The 21,968-nt window shown below is 54.5% G+C and carries 23 protein-coding genes; 15 read left to right on the plus strand and 8 right to left on the minus strand.

The window, feature by feature from the left end:
* The first annotated feature begins 4 nt into the window (after positions 1-4).
* From skp to tilS, 11 genes are all read left to right on the plus strand, one after another.
* Complete coding sequence (skp, locus tag C5687_RS06955) at positions 5-499, plus strand: molecular chaperone Skp (RefSeq protein ID WP_023334576.1); 495 nt, start codon at positions 5-7, stop codon at positions 497-499.
* Positions 500-502: 3 nt separating this feature from the next.
* On the plus strand, positions 503-1,528 hold the full coding sequence (gene lpxD, locus C5687_RS06960) for a UDP-3-O-(3-hydroxymyristoyl)glucosamine N-acyltransferase (protein ID WP_025756821.1): 1,026 nt from the start codon (positions 503-505) through the stop codon (positions 1,526-1,528).
* A 102-nt stretch (positions 1,529-1,630) separates the two neighbouring features.
* A complete protein-coding gene (gene fabZ, locus C5687_RS06965) occupies positions 1,631-2,086 on the plus strand; it encodes a 3-hydroxyacyl-ACP dehydratase FabZ (protein ID WP_010426706.1) in 456 nt (151 codons plus the stop codon).
* Positions 2,087-2,089: 3 nt separating this feature from the next.
* Complete coding sequence (gene lpxA / locus C5687_RS06970) at positions 2,090-2,878, plus strand: acyl-ACP--UDP-N-acetylglucosamine O-acyltransferase (protein ID WP_025756822.1); 789 nt, start codon at positions 2,090-2,092, stop codon at positions 2,876-2,878.
* Entirely contained in the window at positions 2,878-4,026 is a 1,149-nt protein-coding gene (gene lpxB / locus C5687_RS06975) for a lipid-A-disaccharide synthase (RefSeq protein ID WP_045285879.1), read from the plus strand. Before lpxA ends, lpxB begins: the two co-directional genes overlap by 1 nt.
* Positions 4,023-4,619, plus strand: coding sequence for a ribonuclease HII (rnhB, locus tag C5687_RS06980; protein ID WP_025756824.1), 597 nt, complete (start codon positions 4,023-4,025; stop codon positions 4,617-4,619). The genes lpxB and rnhB overlap by 4 nt, the downstream gene beginning before the upstream one ends.
* Before the next feature lie 38 nt (positions 4,620-4,657).
* A complete protein-coding gene (gene dnaE / locus C5687_RS06985) occupies positions 4,658-8,140 on the plus strand; it encodes a DNA polymerase III subunit alpha (RefSeq protein WP_094917980.1) in 3,483 nt (1,160 codons plus the stop codon).
* A 12-nt stretch (positions 8,141-8,152) separates the two neighbouring features.
* Entirely contained in the window at positions 8,153-9,112 is a 960-nt protein-coding gene (gene accA, locus C5687_RS06990; RefSeq protein WP_025756826.1) for an acetyl-CoA carboxylase carboxyl transferase subunit alpha, read from the plus strand.
* 100 nt (positions 9,113-9,212) lie between these two features.
* Positions 9,213-11,345, plus strand: coding sequence for a lysine decarboxylase LdcC (locus C5687_RS06995; RefSeq protein ID WP_095451918.1), 2,133 nt, complete (start codon positions 9,213-9,215; stop codon positions 11,343-11,345).
* Positions 11,346-11,410: 65 nt separating this feature from the next.
* Positions 11,411-11,800 carry a VOC family protein gene (locus tag C5687_RS07000; protein ID WP_025756828.1) on the plus strand — a complete coding sequence of 130 codons (390 nt, stop codon included), beginning with the start codon at positions 11,411-11,413 and terminating at the stop codon, positions 11,798-11,800.
* Between the two features lie 58 nt (positions 11,801-11,858).
* Positions 11,859-13,148 carry a tRNA lysidine(34) synthetase TilS gene (gene tilS, locus C5687_RS07005; protein ID WP_104556642.1) on the plus strand — a complete coding sequence of 430 codons (1,290 nt, stop codon included), beginning with the start codon at positions 11,859-11,861 and terminating at the stop codon, positions 13,146-13,148.
* A 28-nt stretch (positions 13,149-13,176) separates the two neighbouring features.
* On the opposite strand, the gene rof is transcribed toward tilS, so the two are convergent.
* Both rof and C5687_RS07015 read right to left on the minus strand, forming a co-directional pair.
* Entirely contained in the window at positions 13,177-13,437 is a 261-nt protein-coding gene (gene rof, locus C5687_RS07010; RefSeq protein ID WP_025756830.1) for a Rho-binding antiterminator, read from the minus strand.
* Positions 13,424-13,624: a YaeP family protein gene (locus C5687_RS07015; RefSeq protein ID WP_008501889.1), complete on the minus strand. Its 201-nt coding sequence runs from the start codon at positions 13,622-13,624 to the stop codon at positions 13,424-13,426. The genes rof and C5687_RS07015 overlap by 14 nt, the downstream gene beginning before the upstream one ends.
* Before the next feature lie 196 nt (positions 13,625-13,820).
* Between C5687_RS07015 and C5687_RS07020 the strand changes: the two genes are divergently transcribed.
* From C5687_RS07020 to nlpE, 3 genes are read left to right on the plus strand one after another with little or no spacing between them, the layout of a single operon-like run.
* The gene (locus C5687_RS07020; RefSeq protein WP_025756831.1) at positions 13,821-14,366 is read left to right on the plus strand and encodes a YaeQ family protein; all 546 of its coding nucleotides are present in this window, start codon (positions 13,821-13,823) and stop codon (positions 14,364-14,366) included.
* Positions 14,363-14,785 (plus strand): alternative ribosome rescue aminoacyl-tRNA hydrolase ArfB, encoded by a 423-nt coding sequence (arfB, locus tag C5687_RS07025; RefSeq protein WP_059385820.1) that lies wholly within the window; start codon positions 14,363-14,365, stop codon positions 14,783-14,785. Before C5687_RS07020 ends, arfB begins: the two co-directional genes overlap by 4 nt.
* Positions 14,786-14,819: 34 nt before the next feature.
* Positions 14,820-15,518 (plus strand): envelope stress response activation lipoprotein NlpE, encoded by a 699-nt coding sequence (gene nlpE / locus C5687_RS07030; protein WP_047957790.1) that lies wholly within the window; start codon positions 14,820-14,822, stop codon positions 15,516-15,518.
* A gap of 47 nt (positions 15,519-15,565) precedes the next feature.
* Here the strand turns inward: nlpE and proS are convergent, their stop codons facing one another.
* The 6 genes from proS to metN all read right to left on the minus strand — a co-directional run bounded on the left by proS (position 15,566) and on the right by metN (position 21,145).
* Entirely contained in the window at positions 15,566-17,284 is a 1,719-nt protein-coding gene (gene proS, locus C5687_RS07035) for a proline--tRNA ligase (protein WP_045285883.1), read from the minus strand.
* A 112-nt stretch (positions 17,285-17,396) separates the two neighbouring features.
* Complete coding sequence (tsaA, locus tag C5687_RS07040) at positions 17,397-18,104, minus strand: tRNA (N6-threonylcarbamoyladenosine(37)-N6)-methyltransferase TrmO (RefSeq protein ID WP_104556643.1); 708 nt, start codon at positions 18,102-18,104, stop codon at positions 17,397-17,399.
* Positions 18,101-18,505, minus strand: coding sequence for an Rcs stress response system protein RcsF (gene rcsF, locus C5687_RS07045; RefSeq protein WP_104556644.1), 405 nt, complete (start codon positions 18,503-18,505; stop codon positions 18,101-18,103). Before rcsF ends, tsaA begins: the two co-directional genes overlap by 4 nt.
* Before the next feature lie 106 nt (positions 18,506-18,611).
* Positions 18,612-19,427: a methionine ABC transporter substrate-binding lipoprotein MetQ gene (gene metQ, locus C5687_RS07050; protein ID WP_104556645.1), complete on the minus strand. Its 816-nt coding sequence runs from the start codon at positions 19,425-19,427 to the stop codon at positions 18,612-18,614.
* 40 nt (positions 19,428-19,467) lie between these two features.
* The gene (locus C5687_RS07055) at positions 19,468-20,121 is read right to left on the minus strand and encodes a methionine ABC transporter permease MetI (protein WP_003856130.1); all 654 of its coding nucleotides are present in this window, start codon (positions 20,119-20,121) and stop codon (positions 19,468-19,470) included.
* The gene (gene metN / locus C5687_RS07060; RefSeq protein ID WP_023334590.1) at positions 20,114-21,145 is read right to left on the minus strand and encodes a methionine ABC transporter ATP-binding protein MetN; all 1,032 of its coding nucleotides are present in this window, start codon (positions 21,143-21,145) and stop codon (positions 20,114-20,116) included. The genes C5687_RS07055 and metN overlap by 8 nt, the downstream gene beginning before the upstream one ends.
* A 188-nt stretch (positions 21,146-21,333) precedes the next feature.
* On the opposite strand from metN, the gene gmhB reads away from it, so the two are divergent.
* Positions 21,334-21,900, plus strand: coding sequence for a D-glycero-beta-D-manno-heptose 1,7-bisphosphate 7-phosphatase (gene gmhB / locus C5687_RS07065; protein ID WP_025756838.1), 567 nt, complete (start codon positions 21,334-21,336; stop codon positions 21,898-21,900).
* The last annotated feature ends 68 nt before the right edge of the window (positions 21,901-21,968 follow it).

The raw sequence follows: 21,968 nt of genomic DNA on the forward strand, positions 1-21,968 counted from the left end.
AATTGTGAAAAAGTGGTTATTAGCTGCAGGTCTCGGTTTAGCGATGGCAACTTCTGCTCAGGCAGCAGACAAAATTGCAATCGTCAACATGGGTAATTTGTTCCAGCAGGTTGCACAGAAAACTGGTGTTTCTGCGACTCTGGAAAACGAATTCAAAGGCCGTGCAAGCGAACTGCAGGGTATGGAAAACGATCTTCAGTCCAAAATGCAGCGTCTGCAGCGTGATGGTTCTACCATGAAAGCAAGCGACCGCAGCAAACTGGAAAAAGACGTAATGGCTCAGCGCCAGGCGTTCTCCCAGAAAGCGCAGGCTTTCGAGCAGGATCGTCAGCGTCGTTCTAACGAAGAACGTGGCAAGCTGGTGACTCGCATTCAGACCGCTGTTAAAGCAGTGGCTGCCGATCAGAGCATCGATCTGGTTGTTGATGCGAACGCCGTTGCTTTCAACAGCAGCGATGTTAAAGACATCACCGCTGATGTTCTGAAACAGGTTAAATAAGTAATGCCTTCAATTCGACTGGCTGATTTAGCTCAGCAGTTGGATGCAGAATTACACGGTGATGGCGATATCGTCATCACCGCTGTTGCGTCCATGCAATCTGCTAAAGCTGGCACGATTACCTTCATGGTAAGCCCTAAGTACCGTGAGCAACTGGCTCAATGCCAGGCGTCAGCTGTTGTTCTGACGCAGGACGATCTTCCGTTTGCCACTAGCGCGGCACTGGTAGTGAAAAATCCCTACCTGACGTATGCACGCATGGCTCAAATTCTTGATACCACGCCGCAGCCGGCCCAGAACATTGCTGCCAGTGCAGCGATTGATCCGACGGCGCAGCTGGGTAACAACGTCGCCGTGGGCGCCAATGCGGTTATTGAGTCCGGCGTCGTGCTGGGCGATAACGTCGTCATTGGCCCGGGTTGCTTCGTTGGGAAAAATACGAAAATCGGCGCGGGGACCCGTTTATGGGCTAATGTGTCCGTTTATCATGAAGTTGAAATTGGCGAAAATTGCCTCGTCCAGTCCAGCACCGTGATTGGTTCTGATGGCTTTGGTTACGCTAACGATCGGGGTAATTGGGTTAAGATCCCACAACTGGGTCGCGTTATCATTGGCGATCGCGTGGAGATCGGCGCCTGTACCACCATTGACCGTGGCGCGCTGGACGATACCATCATCGGCAATGGTGTTATCATCGATAACCAGTGTCAGATTGCGCATAACGTTGTGATTGGCGACAATACCGCGGTTGCGGGGGGCGTCATCATGGCCGGCAGCCTGAAAATTGGCCGTTATTGTATGATTGGCGGCGCAAGCGTGATTAATGGCCACATGGAAATATGCGACAAGGTGACGGTGACGGGTATGGGCATGGTAATGCGTCCCATCACTGAACCTGGCGTCTATTCCTCAGGCATTCCGCTGCAACCCAACAAGGTATGGCGTAAAACAGCAGCTCTGGTGATGAACATTGATGATATGAGCAAGCGCCTCAAGTCCCTTGAGCGCAAGATCGATCAACAAGACTAAGCGTCATCCGTTTAACGCTATTTTTCCCGGCCTGTCGGCTTTCTAATAAACCGGCAGGCCGTGTTATTATTGTTATCAGTACATTTTGACAGGAAGAGTATTTTGACTACTGACACTCATACTCTGCATATTGAAGAGATTTTAGAACTTCTGCCGCACCGCTACCCGTTTCTGCTGGTAGACCGTGTGCTGGACTTTGAAGAAGGTCGTTTTCTGCGCGCAGTGAAAAATGTTTCCGTGAATGAGCCGTTCTTCCAGGGACACTTCCCGGGGAAACCCATCTTCCCGGGCGTGTTGATCCTCGAAGCCATGGCACAGGCTACCGGTATTCTGGCGTTTAAAAGCGTTGGCAAACTGGAGCCAGGTGAACTGTATTACTTCGCGGGTATCGATGAAGCACGCTTTAAGCGTCCTGTCGTGCCTGGTGATCAGATGATCATGGAAGTCACTTTTGAAAAAACGCGTCGTGGCCTGACTCGCTTCAAAGGCGTAGCGCTGGTTGACGGCAAAGTTGTTTGCGAAGCGACAATGATGTGTGCTCGTAGCCGGGAGTCCTGATACGTGATTGATAAATCCGCCTTTATTCATCCTACCGCCATTGTGGAAGTGGGTGCCATCATTGGTGCTAACGCCCATATTGGTCCGTTTTGTATTGTTGGACCCCATGTCGAAATTGGTGAGGGTACAGTACTGAAATCTCACGTTGTGGTGAATGGTCACACGACCATCGGCTGCAATAACGAGATCTATCAGTTCGCCTCCATCGGCGAAGTTAACCAGGATCTTAAATATGCTGGTGAGTCGACCCGTGTGGAAATCGGCGATCGTAACCGTATTCGCGAAAGCGTCACCATTCATCGTGGAACAGTACAGGGTGGTGGGTTGACGAAGGTGGGCAGCGATAACCTGTTTATGGTTAATGCGCATATCGCGCACGACTGTACCGTGGGTGACCGCTGTATTCTTGCCAACAATGCCACGCTGGCAGGACACGTATCGGTTGATGACTTCGCAATTATTGGCGGCATGACCGCAGTCCATCAGTTCTGCATCATTGGTGCGCACGTGATGGTCGGCGGATGCTCCGGTGTGGCGCAGGACGTCCCACCTTATGTGATTGCGCAGGGCAACCATGCCACGCCGTTTGGCGTGAACATCGAAGGCCTCAAGCGTCGTGGTTTTAGCCGCGAAGCGATTACTGCCATCCGCAACGCGTACAAACTGCTGTACCGTAGCGGTAAAACGCTGGAAGAGGCGAAGCCGGAAATTGCCGAACTGGCGAAAAAGCACCCGGAAGTGAACGCGTTCATGGAATTCTTTGACCGTTCCACGAGGGGTCTGATTCGTTAATGGTCGACAGTCGTCCGCTTACGATAGCCCTGGTCGCCGGAGAAACCTCCGGCGATATTCTTGGTGCAGGTCTCATCCGCGCGCTGAAGGCGCGTGTCCCTGACGCACGCTTTGTGGGCGTTGCTGGCCCGCTGATGCAGGCCGAAGGCTGTGAAGCCTGGTACGAAATGGAAGAGCTGGCCGTGATGGGCATCGTTGAGGTGCTGGGGCGGTTACGCCGTTTACTGCATATTCGTGCCGATCTCACCCGCCGCTTTACCGAGCTCAAACCCGATGTCTTTGTCGGTATTGATGCGCCTGATTTCAACATTACCCTCGAAGGGAATCTGAAAAAGCAGGGCATTAAAACCATTCACTACGTCAGTCCGTCCGTCTGGGCGTGGCGACAGAAACGTGTTTTCAAAATTGGGCGGTCCACCAACCTGGTGCTGGCTTTCCTGCCTTTCGAAAAAGCGTTTTACGATAAATTCAATGTTCCGTGCCGTTTTATCGGACATACCATGGCGGATGCGATGCCGCTGGATCCGGATAAAAACGCGGCGCGTGACGTGCTGGGTATCCCGCATGATGCGCACTGTCTGGCACTGCTGCCGGGCAGTCGTGGCGCAGAAGTGGAGATGCTTAGCGCGGACTTCCTGAAAACCGCGCAAATTCTGCGCAATACGTATCCCGATCTCGAAGTGGTTGTGCCGCTGGTGAATGCTAAACGCCGGGAGCAGTTTGAGCGTATTAAAGCCGAGGTTGCACCGGATCTCCACATCCATCTGTTGGATGGAAAAGGCCGTGAGGCGATGGTTGCGAGCGATGCCGCGCTGCTGGCCTCCGGTACGGCAGCCCTGGAGTGCATGCTGGCAAAATGCCCGATGGTGGTAGGCTATCGCATGAAGCCGTTCACGTTCTGGCTGGCAAAACGTCTGGTGAAAACGGAGTATGTCTCCCTGCCAAACCTGCTTGCCGGGCGCGAGCTGGTGAAAGAACTGCTGCAGGATGAGTGTCAGCCTCAGGCGTTGGCCGATGCGTTGTTACCGCTGCTCGCCAACGGTAAGACCAGCCACCAGATGCATGATACGTTCCGCGAACTGCATCAGCAGATCCGCTGTAATGCCGATGAGCAAGCGGCTGATGCGGTGCTGGAGTTAGCAAAATGATGGAATTTGTTTATCCTCACACCCACCTTGTGGCGGGTGTGGACGAAGTCGGCCGTGGTCCGTTAGTGGGGGCTGTAGTGACCGCTGCGGTGATCCTCGATCCGGCCCGTCCGATTATCGGGCTGAACGACTCTAAAAAATTGTCCGAAAAGCGGCGACTGGCGCTGTTTAGTGAGATTCAGGAGAAGGCGCTGGCCTGGAGCCTGGGACGTGCTGAGCCGCATGAAATAGACGAGCTGAATATTCTGCATGCCACGATGCTGGCGATGCAGCGTGCGGTCGCGGGTCTGAAAATTGCGCCTGAATATGTCCTGATTGACGGCAACCGCTGTCCGGCATTGCCCATGCCTTCCATGGCGGTTGTCAAAGGCGATAGCCGGGTCGCGGAAATCAGCGCAGCTTCTATTATTGCCAAAGTGACACGCGACGCCGAAATGGCCGCGCTGGATCTTACTTACCCTCAGTATGGCTTCGCCCAGCATAAGGGCTATCCTACGGCTTTCCATCTGGAAAGACTGGCTGAACATGGCGCAACCGAACATCACCGGCGCAGTTTTGGCCCGGTGAAACGCGCGCTGGGACGGGTGTCCTGAATCAATACGCAAGCAATTAAGTAACGCGGAATCTGAAGATGGCTGAACCACGTTTCGTACACCTGCGGGTGCATAGCGACTACTCCATGATCGATGGGCTGGCGAAGACCGGGCCGCTGGTAAAAAAGGCGGCCTCTCTTGGCATGCCTGCGCTGGCGATCACCGATTTTACCAACCTGTGTGGCCTGGTGAAGTTCTACGGAACGGCGCATGGCGCGGGGATGAAGCCGATCGTCGGCGCTGATTTTCACGTGCAGAGCGATCTCATCGGCGATGAAATGACGCAAATCTCCGTGCTGGCGATGAACAACACGGGATATCAAAACCTCACGCTGCTTATCTCAAAAGCCTATCAGCGCGGTTATGGCGCGTTAGGGCCGTGGATCGATCGCGACTGGCTGGCGGAGCTGAACGAAGGGCTGCTGCTAATCTCAGGCGGCCGTATGGGTGACGTCGGCAAATCCCTGTTGCGTGGCAATATGGCGCTGGTGGATCAGTGTGTGTCGTTCTATGAAGAGCACTTCCCGGATCGTTATTATCTGGAATTGATCCGTACCGGCCGTCCGGATGAAGAGCGCTATCTCCATGCCGCCGTGGCGCTGGCTGAAGAGCGTGGGTTGCCTGTGGTTGCCACCAACGATGTGCGCTTCCTTGAGGCCGGTGATTTTGACGCCCACGAAATTCGCGTAGCGATCCATGATGGCTTCACCCTTGACGATCCCAAACGTCCGCGCAATTACTCGTCGCAGCAGTATATGCGCAGCGAGGAGGAGATGTGCGAACTCTTCTCCGATATCCCGGAAGCGCTGGAAAACAGCGTTGAGATAGCCAAGCGTTGTAACGTTACCGTTCGCCTCGGCGAATACTTCCTGCCGCAGTTCCCGACGGGAGATATGACCACGGAAGACTTCCTGGTCATGAAATCAAAAGAAGGTCTGGAAGAGCGTCTGGCATTCCTCTTCCCGGATGAAGAAGAACGTAAAAAACGTCGCCCGGAGTATGACGAACGCCTGGATATTGAACTCCAGGTGATTAACCAGATGGGGTTCCCGGGCTACTTCCTGATCGTGATGGAGTTTATCCAGTGGTCGAAGGATAACGGCGTACCGGTCGGACCGGGCCGTGGCTCCGGTGCAGGCTCGCTGGTGGCCTATGCGCTTAAAATCACCGACCTCGATCCGCTGGAATTTGACCTGCTGTTCGAACGTTTTCTTAACCCGGAACGTGTTTCGATGCCCGACTTCGACGTCGACTTCTGCATGGAAAAACGTGACCAGGTTATTGAGCACGTGGCTGACATGTATGGCCGTGACGCGGTATCGCAGATTATTACCTTCGGTACGATGGCGGCAAAAGCGGTTATCCGCGACGTGGGCCGCGTGCTGGGGCATCCGTATGGTTTCGTCGATCGCATCTCTAAACTGGTGCCGCCCGATCCGGGCATGACGCTGGCGAAAGCCTTCGAAGCCGAGCCGCAGCTGCCGGAAATCTACGAAGCGGACGAAGAGGTCAAAGCGCTGATCGACATGGCGCGTAAGCTGGAAGGCGTGACGCGTAACGCCGGTAAGCATGCGGGTGGGGTGGTTATCGCCCCTACCAAAATCACCGATTTTGCGCCGCTCTACTGCGATGAAGCGGGCCAGCATCCGGTAACCCAGTTTGATAAGAACGACGTAGAATACGCCGGGCTGGTGAAGTTCGACTTCCTCGGTCTGCGTACGCTCACCATCATCAACTGGGCGCTGGAGATGATCAACGCCCGCCGCGAAAAGAACGGCGAACCGCCGCTGGATATCGCCGCTATCCCGCTGGATGACAAGAAAAGTTTCGACATGCTGCAGCGCTCGGAGACCACCGCGGTCTTCCAGCTTGAATCCCGCGGCATGAAAGATCTGATTAAGCGTCTGCAGCCTGACTGCTTCGAAGATATGATCGCACTGGTGGCGCTGTTCCGTCCGGGCCCGCTGCAGTCGGGGATGGTGGATAACTTTATCGACCGTAAGCACGGGCGCGAAGAGATTTCCTACCCGGACGTGCAGTGGCAGCATGAAAGCCTGAAGCCGGTACTGGAGCCAACATACGGCATCATCCTGTATCAGGAACAGGTTATGCAGATTGCCCAGGTGCTCTCAGGCTATACGCTCGGCGGCGCGGACATGCTGCGTCGTGCGATGGGTAAGAAAAAGCCGGAAGAGATGGCCAAGCAGCGCTCCATCTTCGAAGACGGCGCGAAGAAAAACGGCATTGACGGCGAACTGGCGATGAAAATCTTCGACCTGGTGGAGAAATTCGCCGGGTACGGATTTAACAAATCCCACTCCGCCGCCTATGCTTTGGTTTCGTATCAGACGCTGTGGTTGAAAGCGCACTATCCCGCTGAGTTTATGGCGGCGGTAATGACCGCCGATATGGACAACACCGAGAAAGTCGTGGGGCTGGTGGACGAGTGCTGGCGTATGGGGCTGAAGATCCTGCCGCCGGATATCAACTCAGGCCTTTATCATTTCCACGTTAACGAGCACGGGGAAATTGTCTACGGGATCGGTGCGATCAAAGGCGTGGGCGAGGGGCCGATCGAGGCGATCATCGAAGCGCGTAACAACGGCGGTTATTTCCGCGAGCTGTTCGATCTGTGCGCCCGTACCGATACCAAAAAACTGAACCGTCGCGTGCTTGAAAAACTGATCATGTCCGGCGCATTCGACAGGCTGGGGCCACACCGCGCGGCGCTGATGAACTCCCTCGGGGACGCCCTGAAAGCGGCGGATCAGCACGCCAAAGCGGAAGCCATTGGCCAGGCGGATATGTTCGGCGTGCTGGCGGAAGAGCCGGAGCAGATCGAACAGTCTTATGCCAACTGTCTGCCGTGGCCAGAACAGGTGGTGCTGGACGGTGAACGTGAAACGCTGGGCTTGTACCTGACGGGTCACCCGATCAACCAGTACATTAAAGAAATTGAGCGCTATGTCGGAGGCTATCGGCTGAAAGACATGCATCCGACAGAACGTGGTAAAATCACCACGGCTGCGGGGCTCGTGATTGCTGCAAGGGTTATGGTCACCAAGCGCGGCAATCGTATCGGCATCTGTACGTTGGATGACCGTTCCGGGCGTCTGGAGGTGATGTTGTTCACCGACGCGCTGGATAAATACCAGCAATTGCTGGAAAAAGACCGCATACTTATCGTCAGCGGACAGGTCAGCTTTGATGACTTCAGTGGGGGGCTTAAAATGACCGCCCGCGAAGTGATGGACATTGACGAAGCCCGGGAAAAATATGCTCGCGGGCTTGCTATCTCGCTGACGGACAGGCAAATTGATGACCAGCTTTTAAACCGACTCCGTCAGTCTCTGGAACCCCACCGCTCGGGGACAATTCCAGTACATCTCTACTATCAGAGGGCGGATGCACGTGCGCGGTTGCGCTTTGGTGCAACGTGGCGTGTCTCTCCGAGCGATCGTTTACTGAACGATCTCCGTGGCCTCATTGGTTCGGAGCAGGTGGAACTGGAGTTTGACTAATACAGGAATACTATGAGTCTGAATTTCCTTGATTTCGAACAGCCGATTGCTGAGCTGGAAGCGAAAATCGATTCTCTGACAGCGGTAAGCCGTCAGGATGAAAAACTGGATATTAACATCGACGAAGAAGTGCATCGTCTGCGCGAAAAAAGCGTAGAGTTGACGCGCAAAATCTTTGCCGATCTCGGCGCATGGCAGGTAGCCCAGCTGGCACGCCACCCGCAGCGTCCGTACACCCTGGATTATGTCCGCCTGGCGTTTGACGAATTTGACGAACTGGCAGGCGATCGCGCATACGCTGACGACAAAGCTATCGTTGGCGGTATCGCGCGTCTGGACGGACGCCCGGTGATGATCATTGGTCATCAGAAAGGTCGTGAAACCAAAGAGAAAATCCGTCGTAACTTTGGTATGCCAGCACCGGAAGGTTACCGTAAAGCCCTGCGTCTGATGGAGATGGCTGAGCGTTTTAATATGCCAATCATCACCTTTATTGACACCCCGGGGGCATACCCTGGCGTGGGCGCGGAAGAACGCGGTCAGTCTGAAGCTATCGCACGTAACCTGCGTGAGATGTCCCGTCTGAAGGTACCGGTCATTTGTACCGTTATTGGTGAAGGCGGTTCCGGCGGCGCGCTGGCGATTGGCGTGGGCGATAAAGTGAATATGCTGCAGTACAGCACCTATTCCGTTATCTCCCCGGAAGGCTGTGCGTCCATTCTGTGGAAAAGTGCCGACAAAGCGCCTCTGGCTGCAGAAGCGATGGGCATCATTGCGCCACGCCTGAAAGAGCTGAAGCTTATTGATTCCATCATTCCGGAACCGCTGGGTGGTGCGCATCGTAAGCCGGAAGCGATGGCGGCTTCCCTGAAAGCGCAGCTGCTGGCTGACCTGGCGGATCTTGATGTGCTGAGCACAGAGGATCTCCTCAATCGTCGTTACCAGCGTCTGATGACCTACGGTTACGCGTAAGCTTCACAATTATCTGAAAAGCCGCACAATGTTGCGGCTTTTTTTATACCTGCCGTTTACCTTAACTATGCTTAGCTAATGTTTTTCAAGGAGGTAAACCGTGAACATCATTGCCATTATGGGGCCGCACGGCGTCTTCTATAAAGACGAGCCCATCAAGGAGCTGGAGCAGGCCCTGCAGGCGCGCGGGTATCAGCTGATCTGGCCGCACAACAGCGCTGACCTGCTGAAGTTCATCGAGCACAACCCACGTATCTGTGGGGTGATCTTCGACTGGGATGAATATGATCTCGAACTGTGCAGCGATATCAACAAGCTGAACGAATACCTCCCGCTATACGCATTTATTAATACCCACTCGACCATGGACGTCAGCGCCAATGATATGCGTATGGCGCTGTGGTTCTTTGAATATTCGCTCGGCGTTGCGGAAGATATTGCGACCCGTATTCAGCAATATACCGGTGAATATCTCGAAAATATTACCCCGCCGTTTACCCGCGCGCTCTTCACCTACGTGAAGGAGGGCAAATATACCTTCTGTACGCCAGGCCATATGGCGGGGACAGCCTATCAAAAGAGCCCGGTGGGCTGCCTGTTCTACGACTTCTTCGGTGGCAACACGCTGAAAGCGGACGTATCCATTTCAGTCACTGAACTGGGCTCTCTGCTCGATCACACCGGCCCGCATCTTGAAGCCGAAGAGTACATCGCCCGCACCTTTGGTGCCGAGCAGAGCTATATGGTCACCAACGGTACTTCGACCTCGAACAAAATCGTCGGGATGTACGCTGCACCTGCTGGCAGCACTCTGCTGATTGACCGTAACTGCCATAAATCGCTGGCACACTTGCTCATGATGAGCGACGTCGTACCGCTCTGGCTGTCGCCCACGCGAAACGCGCTTGGTATTCTTGGCGGTATTCCGCGGCGCGAGTTTACGCATGACGCCATTGAAAGCAAGGTTGCGGCCATTCCCGGCGCAAGCTGGCCTGTCCATGCGGTGATCACCAATTCAACCTATGACGGTCTGCTGTACAACACGGACTGGATCAAAAAGACGCTGGACGTGCCGTCGATCCACTTCGATTCCGCATGGGTACCGTACACCAATTTCCACCCGATTTACGCAGGGAAAAGCGGCATGAGCGGTGAACGCGTACCGGGCAAAGTGTTCTTCGAAACGCAGTCGACGCACAAAATGCTGGCGGCGTTTTCTCAGGCTTCGCTTATTCACATCAAAGGCGAGTACGATGAAGAGACCTTTAACGAAGCCTTTATGATGCACACCACTACCTCACCGAGCTATCCGCTGGTGGCTTCCATTGAAACGGCGGCGGCGATGCTACGCGGTAATCCGGGCAAACGTCTTATTAATCGTTCAGTGGAGAGGGCGCTGCATTTCCGCAAAGAAGTTCAGCGGTTAAAAGAGGAAGCCGACGGCTGGTTCTTTGATATCTGGCAGCCGGAAGAGATTGATGAGGCGGCGTGCTGGCCGGTTTCACCCGGTGAAGGCTGGCATGGCTTCCGGGATGCCGATGGCGATCACATGTTCCTCGATCCGGTAAAAGTGACGATCCTGACGCCGGGTATGGATGAACAGGGCAGGATGAGCGATGAGGGGATCCCGGCCGCGCTGGTGGCGAAGTTCCTTGATGAACGGGGCGTGGTAGTGGAAAAAACGGGCCCCTATAACCTCCTGTTCCTCTTCAGCATTGGGATTGATAAGACCCGGGCGATGGGGCTGTTGCGCGGCCTGATGGAGTTTAAGCGCGCCTACGATCTCAACCTGCGGGTGAAGAATATGCTGCCGGATCTCTACGCGGAGGATCCTGATTTCTACCGCAATATGCGCATTCAGGATCTGGCCCAGGGGATCCACAGGCTGATCCGTCAGCACGATCTGCCGCGCCTCATGCTTCAGGCTTTTGATGTCTTGCCCGAGATGAAACTCACGCCGCACAACGCCTGGCAGCGCCAGGTGAAAGGGGAGGTTGAAACCGTCGAGCTGGAAAACCTGGTCGGACGCGTATCGGCTAACATGATCCTGCCTTACCCGCCGGGCGTACCGCTCCTGATGCCAGGAGAGATGATTACCGAAGCGAGCCGGGCCGTGCTCGATTTCCTGCTGATGCTCTGTTCAGTAGGACGTCACTACCCGGGTTTTGAGACGGATATTCACGGGGCGAAGCGCGATGAAAACGGTGTTTACTGGGTGCGAGTCCTAAAATAAAGGTGACCGCTTGCCAGGTGTGGGTTTTCGGTTGTAACGTTCAGGCATCATAAAAAGGAGAAGCTATGCTGGGTTTAAAACAGGTTCACCATATTGCGATCATTGCGACCGATTACGCGAAAAGTAAGGCCTTCTACTGCGATATCCTCGGTTTTACGCTGATGAGCGAGGCGTACCGTGAGGAGCGTGACTCCTGGAAGGGCGATCTGGCGTTGAACGGGCAATATGTGATTGAGCTGTTCTCTTTTCCTTTTCCGCCTGCGCGTCCGTCCCGCCCGGAGGCCTGTGGGCTACGTCATCTTGCCTTCAGCGTTGATGACCTGGATAACGCAGTCAAACATCTGGAAGCGCACGGCGTCGCGTGCGAGGCGATCCGTGTCGATCCGTTCACCGACAAGCGTTTTACCTTTTTCAACGATCCGGACGGTTTGCCGCTGGAGCTTTACCAGCAGTAATGTTTGTCCTGTGTGATAATGCCCGCTCCGTTCGGGCATTTTTTATGTGTAATTTCCTATGACCTTACCCGCAATCGCACAAGCCGTTTCACCTTACCGCCAGCTGCTGGTGGGGTTTAGCGGTGGTCTGGATTCCACCGTTCTGCTCCATCGTCTTAAATGCTGGCGCGACCAGGAACCCGATGTCGAGCTTCGGGCAATGCATATTCATCATGGATTAAGCCCTCACGCAGAGGCGTGGGTGGCGCACTGTGAAGCCTTGTGTGCAGCCTGGGCAATCCCACTGCTTGTGGAGCGCGTCACGCTTAAGGATGAGGGGCTGGGCGTTGAGGCGCAGGCGCGTAAAGCCCGCTATGCTGCGTTTGCCGGCGCGCTACAGCCCGGCGAAGTGTTGGTCACGGCCCAGCATCTGGATGACCAGTGCGAAACCTTTTTGCTGGCGCTTAAGCGGGGCAGCGGGCCGGCGGGGCTTTCAGCCATGCCGGAGCGGGCTGAGTTTGCCGGGACGCAATTACTGCGCCCACTGCTTGGCGAAACGCGTGCGTCGCTGGAAGCCTGGGCACGAGAACATCAGCTGAACTGGATTGATGATGAGAGCAACCAGGATGACGGCTATGACCGTAACTTTCTGCGTTTGCGCGTTCTCCCGCTGTTGCGCGAGCGCTGGCCGCATTTTGCCGATGCGACAGCAAGAAGCGCCATACTGTGCGCCGAACAGGAAGCATTGCTCGATGAGTTGTTAAGCGAAGAGCTGGCTGAACTGATCTCTGAAAATGGGGCGCTGGCAATTGCACCGCTGCAAGGGAGGAGCCCGGTACGTCGCGCCGCATTGTTACGACGCTGGCTGGCCTCTCATCACGCAGCGATGCCGTCGCGGGCGATGCTGAGCCGCATCTGGGACGAGGTCGCAATGGCCCGGGAAGATGCTGCCCCTTGCGTACACCTGAACGGCTTTGACGTAAGACGCTTTAAAGGTGAGCTCTGGTGGGTAAAATCTACGCCTTCACTCACTGATGTGGTGCTCGACTGGTCTTCCCCTGACGCACCGCTGATATTGCCCTGTGAGATCGGGCGTGTAACTCTGGTGCCGTCTGGGCATGTGCGACTGCCTGCGTCAGGAGAGCCGGTAACCGTTCGCTTTAAGGCTGGCGGTATGCTGCATATCGTCGGGCGTAATGGGGGACGCAAGCTTAAGAAGATCTGGCAGGAGTGCAACGTGCCGCCATGGCTGCGCGACACCACGCCGCTGCTGTTTTACGGTGAAACGCTGATTGCTGCTGCGGGTGTTTTCATCACGGAAGCGGGGTGGTCGGAAGAGGGCGTCAGTTTTGAGTGGCAGAAAGCGTAACGGGCAGCCAGGCTGCCCGTTAGTCTCATCAGGATTCGCTCACCACGACGGTGCCGATTTGCGGGTGGCTGAAGCTGGCAATTTTATCCAGACGCAGCTCACGCGTCGCCCCGCCATCTTCCACTACCAGATATTCCACATTCTTACGTGAAACCAGATCGCTGGCTTTCGCCTTCAACACTTCGCCATCTTTTAGCTCCAGCGTCAGTATTAAATGATGCTGGCAGGCGAGTTCGAGGTTGTCATAGTCATCACAATTGATGGGTTGATAGGTATCATTCATCGACATAATCGCTCACCAGTAAATTCGCCGCAGCATACGCTGCTTTTTCCCTGACCGACTCTGAAAGGCTCTCATCAGAGGCCACTTCATTAAGCACTTTCAATACACAGCCCAACGCGTCCGGGACATACCCCAGATCTCCGCTGGCGATTTCCGCATACCGTTTGCGAATTAACTCACAATAATTGTTCACATCCCCTCCCGCCAGCGCACTGACTTACTGTGAGATCTCATTAAGCCTACGAAGATAAACTCGGTTTAGCAAGGTGACTATACCATACTCATTTAAGCAATATCAGAGCCTTGATAGTGGTGTATTTATCACCCCGTAACAGCCTTTTGCCGCTGTTTTCGCTACAATGTGCGCCTGAATCGAATGGAGTTCTCTCATGGCGCTGAAAGCGACAATTTATAAAGCAGTGGTCAATGTGGCCGATCTTGATCGCAACCAGTTTCTGGATGCGTCGCTGACCCTGGCTCGCCACCCTTCCGAAACCCAGGAGCGCATGATGCTGCGCCTGCTGGCGTGGATTAAGTACGCCGACGAGCGGCTGCAATTTACCCGTGGGCTAAGCGCTGAAGATGAGCCTGAAGCCTGGCTGCGCAACGATCATCTGGGTATCGATTTGTGGATCGAACTCGGTCTGCCGGATGAACGCAGAATGAAGAAGGCCTGCACGCAATCCGCAGAAGTGGCCTTATTCGCATATAATCAGCGCGCTGCGGAGATTTGGTGGCAGCAAAACAAGAGCAAGTGCGCACAGTTTAAAAATCTCACGGTCTGGTATCTGGATGATGAGCAGCTGGCGCAGCTGAGCGAATTCGCTGGCCGGACCATGGTTTTGCAGGCGACGATTCAGGATGGCGCCATCTGGCTCTCTGATTCTCAGAATAATCTGGAAATTCATTTAACGGCGTGGCAGCCCGCGTCATGATCGTCTTGTCCCGAAGCGTCAGCATCCCTGACAGCGAGCTGGAGATCACCGCCATCCGTGCGCAGGGGGCTGGCGGGCAGCACGTCAACAAGGCGTCGACGGCTATCCATTTGCGTTTTGACATTCGGGCCTCAAGCCTGCCAGAGTATTACAAAGAAAGCCTGCTCGCCGCCAGCCATCACCTCATTACCAGCGATGGTGTGATGGTGATTAAAGCTCAGGAATACCGCAGCCAGGAGTTAAACCGGGAAGCGGCAATAGCCAGGCTGGTGGCGGTCATCAAAGAATTAACGACGGTACAAAAAAGCCGTCGGGCCACGCGGCCAACCCGCGCATCGAAAGAGCGCCGGCTGTCCTCGAAGGCTCAGAAATCCACAGTGAAAGCACTACGCGGTAAAGTTCGTCGCCCGACAGAGTGACGAAAGGGAACACAATTTTCATAAGGAATTCATTGTGAAAAAAGCATTATTGTCAGCGCTGGCGGTGAGTACGCTGTTTGCGCTTTTTGGGTGTAACAACCGTTCTGAAACGCAGGTTTTGCAGCCTGCACAGAATGAAGAGTTAAAGCCGATGCAGCAGAGCTGGCGCGGTGTATTGCCTTGCGCAGACTGTGAGGGCATTGAAACCTCTCTTTTCCTGCAAAAAGACGGAACCTGGGTGATGAATCAGCACTATCAGGGCGCGAAAGAACCTTCGTCATTTGCCTCTTACGGGACATGGGCGCGAACGGCGGAGAAGCTGGTTCTGACGGATACCGCCGGCGAGAAAACGTATTTCCGCGCCAAAGGCGAGGGGATGGAGATGTTGGATCGCGAAGGCAATCCAATCGAATCCCAGTTCAACTATACGCTGGCGCCGGTAAAAGCGGCCCTGCCTGCGACGCCAATGGCAATGCGGGGAATGTATTTCTACATGGCGGATGCGGCGATATTCACCGACTGCGCAACCGGCAGGAAAGTCAGCGTGGCAAACAATGCGCAGCTTGAACGCGATTATGCCGTGGCGCGCGGCAATGACAGCAAGCCGGTATTACTGACGGTTGACGGTCACTTTACGCTGGAGCCCAACCCGGATAGCGGTGAGATGGTGAAAACGCTGGTGGCAGATAAAGACGCGAAGTTTGTCGCGGGCAAAGACTGTAACAGCAAATAAGCTGACGTTGAGCCATTAAAAAACCCCGCCTGAGCGGGGTTTTTTGTTTAGCCCTTGATGGCTTTGACCAGGTAATCAAGAATGTCGCCGGTCTTGATCATCTGTTTTTCGCCGCTGCGACGGTATTTGTATTCAATCTCGTCGCTGTCGAGGTTACGGTCGCCGATGACGACAGTGTGCGGTATGCCGATCAGTTCCATATCGGCAAACATCACGCCTGGACGCTCTTTACGGTCGTCCATCAGCACTTCGATACCCTGAGCGCGCAGCTCGGCGTACAGTTTCTCGGCCAGCTCCTGCACACGGTAAGATTTGTGCATGTTCATTGGCAGAATAGCCACCTGGAACGGCGCGATGTTGTCCGGCCAGACGATGCCACGCTCGTCGTAGTTCTGCTCAATCGCCGCAGCCACCACACGCGTCACCCCGATACCGTAGCAACCCATGGTCAGGATCTGGTTACGGCCATCTTCACCCTGAACCGCGGCGTTCAGTGCACGAGAGTATTTATCACCCAACTGGAAGATGTGACCGACTTCGATACCGCGCTTGATCATCAGAGTACCCTGGCCATCCGGGCTTGGATCGCCAGCGACCACGTTACGGATGTCTGCTACTTCAGGGGTTGCGACGTCGCGATCCCAGTTGATGCCGAAGTAGTGTTTGCCGTCGATGTTAGCGCCCGCGGAGAAATCGCTCATCGCGGCTACCGTGCGGTCAATAACCACAGGTACTGGCATATTCACCGGACCCAGCGAGCCTGGACCTGCATTTACCACGGCACGGATTTCCGCTTCCGTTGCGAAGGTCAGCGGGCTGGCGACCTGCGGCAGCTTCTCTGCTTTCACTTCGTTAAGCTCGTGATCGCCACGCACCAGCAGGGCTACCAGCGGGTAAGCGCTTCCTTCGGTGGATTTCACCAGCAGCGTTTTCACGGTTTTTTCGACAGGCAGGTTGAACTGCTCAACCAGCTCGGCAATGGTTTTCGCGTTTGGCGTATCTACCAGCGTCATTTCCTGCGTTGCGGCAGCACGAGGTTCTTTTGGTGCCAGTGCTTCTGCAAACTCGATATTCGCCGCGTAATCAGAAGAGTCAGAGAAGATCACATCGTCTTCACCGCTCTGTGCCAGCACCTGGAATTCATGGGATGCGCTACCGCCGATGGAGCCGGTATCGGCCTGCACAGCACGGAAATCCAGCCCCATGCGGGAGAAGATTTTGCTGTATGCCTCGTACATTTTGTCGTAGGTCTCTTGCAGGGATTCCTGAGAGGTATGGAAAGAGTAGGCGTCTTTCATCAGGAATTCGCGAGAGCGCATTACGCCGAAGCGTGGGCGAACTTCGTCACGGAATTTGGTCTGGATCTGGAAGAAGTTCAGCGGCAGCTGTTTGTAAGAGCTCAGCTCATTACGAATCAGGTCGGTGATGACTTCTTCATGCGTTGGGCCGAGAACGAACGGACGCTCGCCACGATCGACAAAGCGCAGCAGTTCAGGACCATACTGTTCCCAACGACCGCTCTCCTGCCACAGGTCAGCGGGCTGAACCACAGGCATGGACACCTCGATAGCACCGGCGTTGTTCATCTCTTCACGCACGATGTTTTCGACTTTTTTCAGGACGCGCACGCCGGTCGGCAGCCAGGTGTATAACCCGGAGGCCAGCTTGCGGATCATCCCGGCGCGCAGCATCAGCTGATGGCTGATCACTTCGGCGTCGGCAGGCGTCTCCTTCAGAGTGGAGAGCAGATATTGGCTAGTACGCATGTTGTTACGGTTCCATTTCGACGATTGGAACAGGCTGAAACACCAGCCTGACACAAAAAAAGTGGTTTAGTTTACCAGTGTGGCAAAGATGCCAAAAGAGAGGAGAACAAAATTACCTGGGTTCAAGAGCAAACACTTCAAAACCTGCCCCGGTGACGCGCCAGCGAACGTTAAAATCGAGCAGCCAGACGGCGTACGTTTTTCCTGCTTCCTCTTCTTTACGGTAGGCCGGACGGGGGTCCTGCGCCAGCACTTCGGTGATGAAATTCCGCAAACGAGGGTAGCGTTTCTCCAGCTGACTGAGCTGCGAGTCTATCTCAGGGGTAAACCAGACCGGCATATCCGCCTGGGGAGCATCCTGAGCATAACTTGCGCGCGCATTCGGGAGGGCTTCGGCAAAAGGCAAATAGGGTTTGATGTCGATAACCGGCGTGCCGTCGACCAGATCCAGGCTACCCAGCTCGAGTACCACCTGATCTTTCTGGCAACGTATGCCTTTCAGCTCAACCAGCGACATGCCAACCGGGTTTGGACGGAAAGTCGAGCGAGTCGCAAACACGCCCATTCTCGCATTTCCGCCAAGACGAGGAGGACGCACGGTAGGACGCCAGCCGCCTTCCATCGTCTGGTGAAACACGAACACCACCCAGAGATGGCTAAAGGCATCGAGCCCGCGCACCGCATCAGCCTGATTGTAAGGGGCTATCAGGTGAAGCTCGCCGTTGCCGCTGGTAACAAGACCGGGCTGGCGGGGCACGGCGAACTTCTCTTTATAAGGAGAGTGGATGATGCCTATCTGCTCGAACTGAAATGCACTCATTTCGCCGTAATGTTCAGCGCAGATCCGATGCAGACCGCCTGACGGTAGCAGCTTGGAGTGCCGCTGGTCACTTCGCAGCTGTGCAGCAGGACCGCATTGGCTTTCATTTTTGCCGCGTTAATCTGCATACGTTTACGCGCGGTCGGAATATTCGGTGGTGAGTCCTGATTGGTCGCCTGACAAGATTCACCGCTCACTTCACCCAGCTCACGGAACGGTTTACCAACGAGTTCGTCCGCCTTCGTGATGATGCGAACTGGCGCAGCGCGAACCACTTTCGGTTTCGCAGGCTCGGTTTTTGGCGGGGTTGCCGTGCTTTGAACAGGTTCAACGGGAGATCTGCTTAGCATAGAACAGCCGCTCAGCATGAGTGCTAAAAGACAGATCGGTAAAGCACGCATAATATTTCCTCAATGGATAATCAAAACGTCAGATATTGAATCAGTTGCCTGCACAAATGACAAGACGGGCATAAGCCCGTCCTGATGATATTACACTGAGGTGAGATTACCAGCCTTTAACCGCGCCGCCGTTAAACACTTTGTTGGCTTCCTGGTAAACTTCTTCAGACTGATAGGCCTGAACGAACTTTTTCACGTTTTCCGCGTCTTTGTTGTCTTCGCGAGTCACGATCAGGTTTACGTATGGGGAGTCCTTATCCTCAACGAAGATACCGTCTTTCGCTGGCGTCAGGCCAATCTGGCTGGCATAGGTAGTGTTGATAACGGCCAGCGCAATCTGCGCATCATCCAGGGAACGTGGCAGCTGAGGCGCTTCCAGTTCCACAATTTTCAGATTTTTCGGGTTCTCGGTCACATCCAGAACGGTCGGCAGCAGGCCCACACCGTCTTTCAGCTTGATCAGGCCCACTTTCTGCAGGAGCAGCAGGGAACGGCCGAGGTTGGTTGGGTCGTTTGGCACGGCAACCTGAGAGCCTGGCTGCAGCTCGTCCAGCGATTTAATTTTTTTGGAGTAACCGGCGATTGGGTAAACGAAGGTGTTGCCTACTGATACCAGTTTATAGCCACGATCTTTGATCTGCTGATCCAGGTAAGGCTTATGCTGGAAGGCGTTCGCATCGATATCGCCTTTGCTCAGCGCTTCGTTCGGCAGAACATAATCGTTAAAGGTCACCAGCTCAACGTCCAGGCCATACTTCTCTTTTGCCACCTTCTGCGCGACTTCCGCGACCTGCTGTTCTGCACCCACGATAACGCCCACTTTAATGTGGTTTGGATCTTTTTCGTCCTGACCGCAACCCACCAGTGCCAGAGAGCCGATTAGCGCGCCTACTGCTGCAAAGGTCTTTAATTTAAACGCCATGTTTTATCCTTAACTCGTCGAGTTTGTGTTGTGTGTAACGTTATTTGTGCGTAACGGCCCGGACGATGCGATCGCCAGAGAACTGGATTAAATAAACCAGAACAACCAGCAATACCAGAACGGTATTCATCACGGTAGCGTTATATCCAATATAGCCGTACTGGTAACCAATCTGACCTAAACCACCGGCACCGACGGCACCACCCATCGCGGAATACCCCACCAGGGTGATAAGCGTAATGGTAGCGGCATTCACCAGGCCCGGCAGTGCTTCAGGGAGCAGGACTTTGCGAACGATCTGCATTGGCGTGGCACCCATCGCGCGGGACGCTTCGATCAAACCGGTTGGAATCTCCAGCAGGGCGTTTTCCACCATACGAGCGATAAACGGCGCGGCACCGACGGTCAGCGGAACGATGGCCGCCTGCAGTCCGATAGAGGTCCCGACGATCACGCGGGTAAATGGAATCATCCACACCAGCAAAATAATGAACGGGATAGAACGGAAGATGTTTACCAGCGCAGAGAGCGTGCGGTACAGCTTCGCGTTCTCAATGATTTGACCCGGACGCGTTACGTACAGCAGCACCCCGACCGGCAGGCCAATGACAAAACCAAAAAAGCCAGAGACAAAGGTCATTGCCAGCGTTTCCCAAACGCCGCGAACCAGTAGCCACATCATCGGCTCAGACATAACCCAGTACCTCTACTTTTACGTGATGTTCTTGCAGCCAGGCAATGGCTGCCTGGGTTTCTTCTTGTGTGCCGTGCATTTCTGTCAACATGATGCCGAACTTCACGCCACCGGCGTAATCCATCTGCGCGCTGATGATGTTGTTGTTCACGTTAAAGCGACGCGCGGTTTCGGAAAGCAGGGGAGCATCAACGGACTGACCGGTAAACTCCATGCGCAGCATCGGGACGCTGTCAGCTGTCGGTTCTGTTTTCAACCGTTCCAGATAATCTTCCGGAATATCCAGGTGCAGCGTGGACTGGATGAACTGCTGCGCGAGCGGGGTTTTCGGATGGGAGAACACTTCGCTTACCGTGTCCTGCTCAATCAGTTCGCCGTTGCTGATCACCGCGACGCAATCACAGATGCGTTTCACGACGTCCATTTCATGGGTAATCAGAAGGATCGTCAGGCCCAGGCGACGGTTAATGTCCTTCAGCAGTTCCAGAATAGAACGCGTGGTGGCCGGGTCTAATGCGCTGGTGGCTTCATCGCACAGCAATACTTTAGGATTGCTGGCCAGCGCGCGGGCAATGGCCACACGTTGCTTTTGCCCACCAGACAGATTTGCCGGGTAACTATCATGTTTGTCGCCCAGACCGACAAGGTCGAGCAGTTCGGTGACGCGACGCTTCACTTCTTCTTTCGGCGTGTTATCCAGCTCAAGCGGCAGGGCGACGTTGCCGAAAACGGTGCGGGATGCCAGCAGATTAAAGTGCTGGAAAATCATGCCAATCTGACGACGCGCTTTAGTGAGTTCTTTCTCTGAAAGCGCGGTAAGCTCTTGCCCGCCAACTTCTACACTACCCTGGGTTGGGCGCTCAAGCAGGTTAACACAACGGATCAGCGTGCTTTTACCTGCACCCGATGCGCCAATGACGCCATAAATCTGACCAGCAGGAACATGCAGGCTGACGTTGTTCAGCGCCTGAATGGTTCGGTTCCCCTGCTGGAACACTTTGGTGATATTGGAAAGTTTAATCATTAGATTATTTTTATCGTATGTAAGTTAGCCGTGGCATTTTCTTCTGCCAGATACGGGTGATGACCGTAAACAAAACGGATGTTAAGGCATCCAGACGTCTAAATCAATCCAACTCTGTGCGATGGGCACTTTATTGCGCTGCGATTCATGAGATACTAGCTGAACATGCCTTTTTCAGGAGCAAACCGGTGGCAAAATCAGTACCCGCAATTTTTCTCGACCGTGACGGCACTATTAATGTGGATCACGGTTATGTTCATGAGATTGATGAGTTCGAGTTTATCGAGGGCGTAATAGAGGCAATGCGCCAGCTGAAAGAGATGGGTTATGCGCTGGTGGTGGTAACGAACCAGTCCGGTATTGCGCGGGGTAAATTCACCGAAGCGCAGTTCGAGACGCTGACCGAATGGATGGACTGGTCCCTGGCTGACCGTGGGGTGGATCTTGATGGTATCTATTATTGTCCGCACCACCCACAGGGGAGTGTAGAAGAGTATCGTCAGACCTGTGACTGCCGTAAGCCGCATCCGGGTATGTTCATCTCTGCGCAAGAGTTCCTGCACATTGATATGGCTGCTTCTTATATGGTGGGCGATAAACTGGAAGATATGCAGGCAGCAGCGGCTGCGGGCGTGGGCACCAAAATATTGGTTCGCACCGGTAAGCCAGTCACGCCAGAAGCGGAGAAAGCGGCGGATTGGGTGATTAATAGTCTGGCGGACCTGCCAAAAGAAATTAAAAAGCACCAAAACTAGTCTTTTTGGTGAAAAGATGAGCGGTTGAAATAAAAATGCATTTTTCCGCTTGTCATTCCTCGGCGGCC

The organism is Enterobacter sichuanensis (genome assembly GCF_002939185.1).
GTDB lineage: Bacteria > Pseudomonadota > Gammaproteobacteria > Enterobacterales > Enterobacteriaceae > Enterobacter > Enterobacter sichuanensis.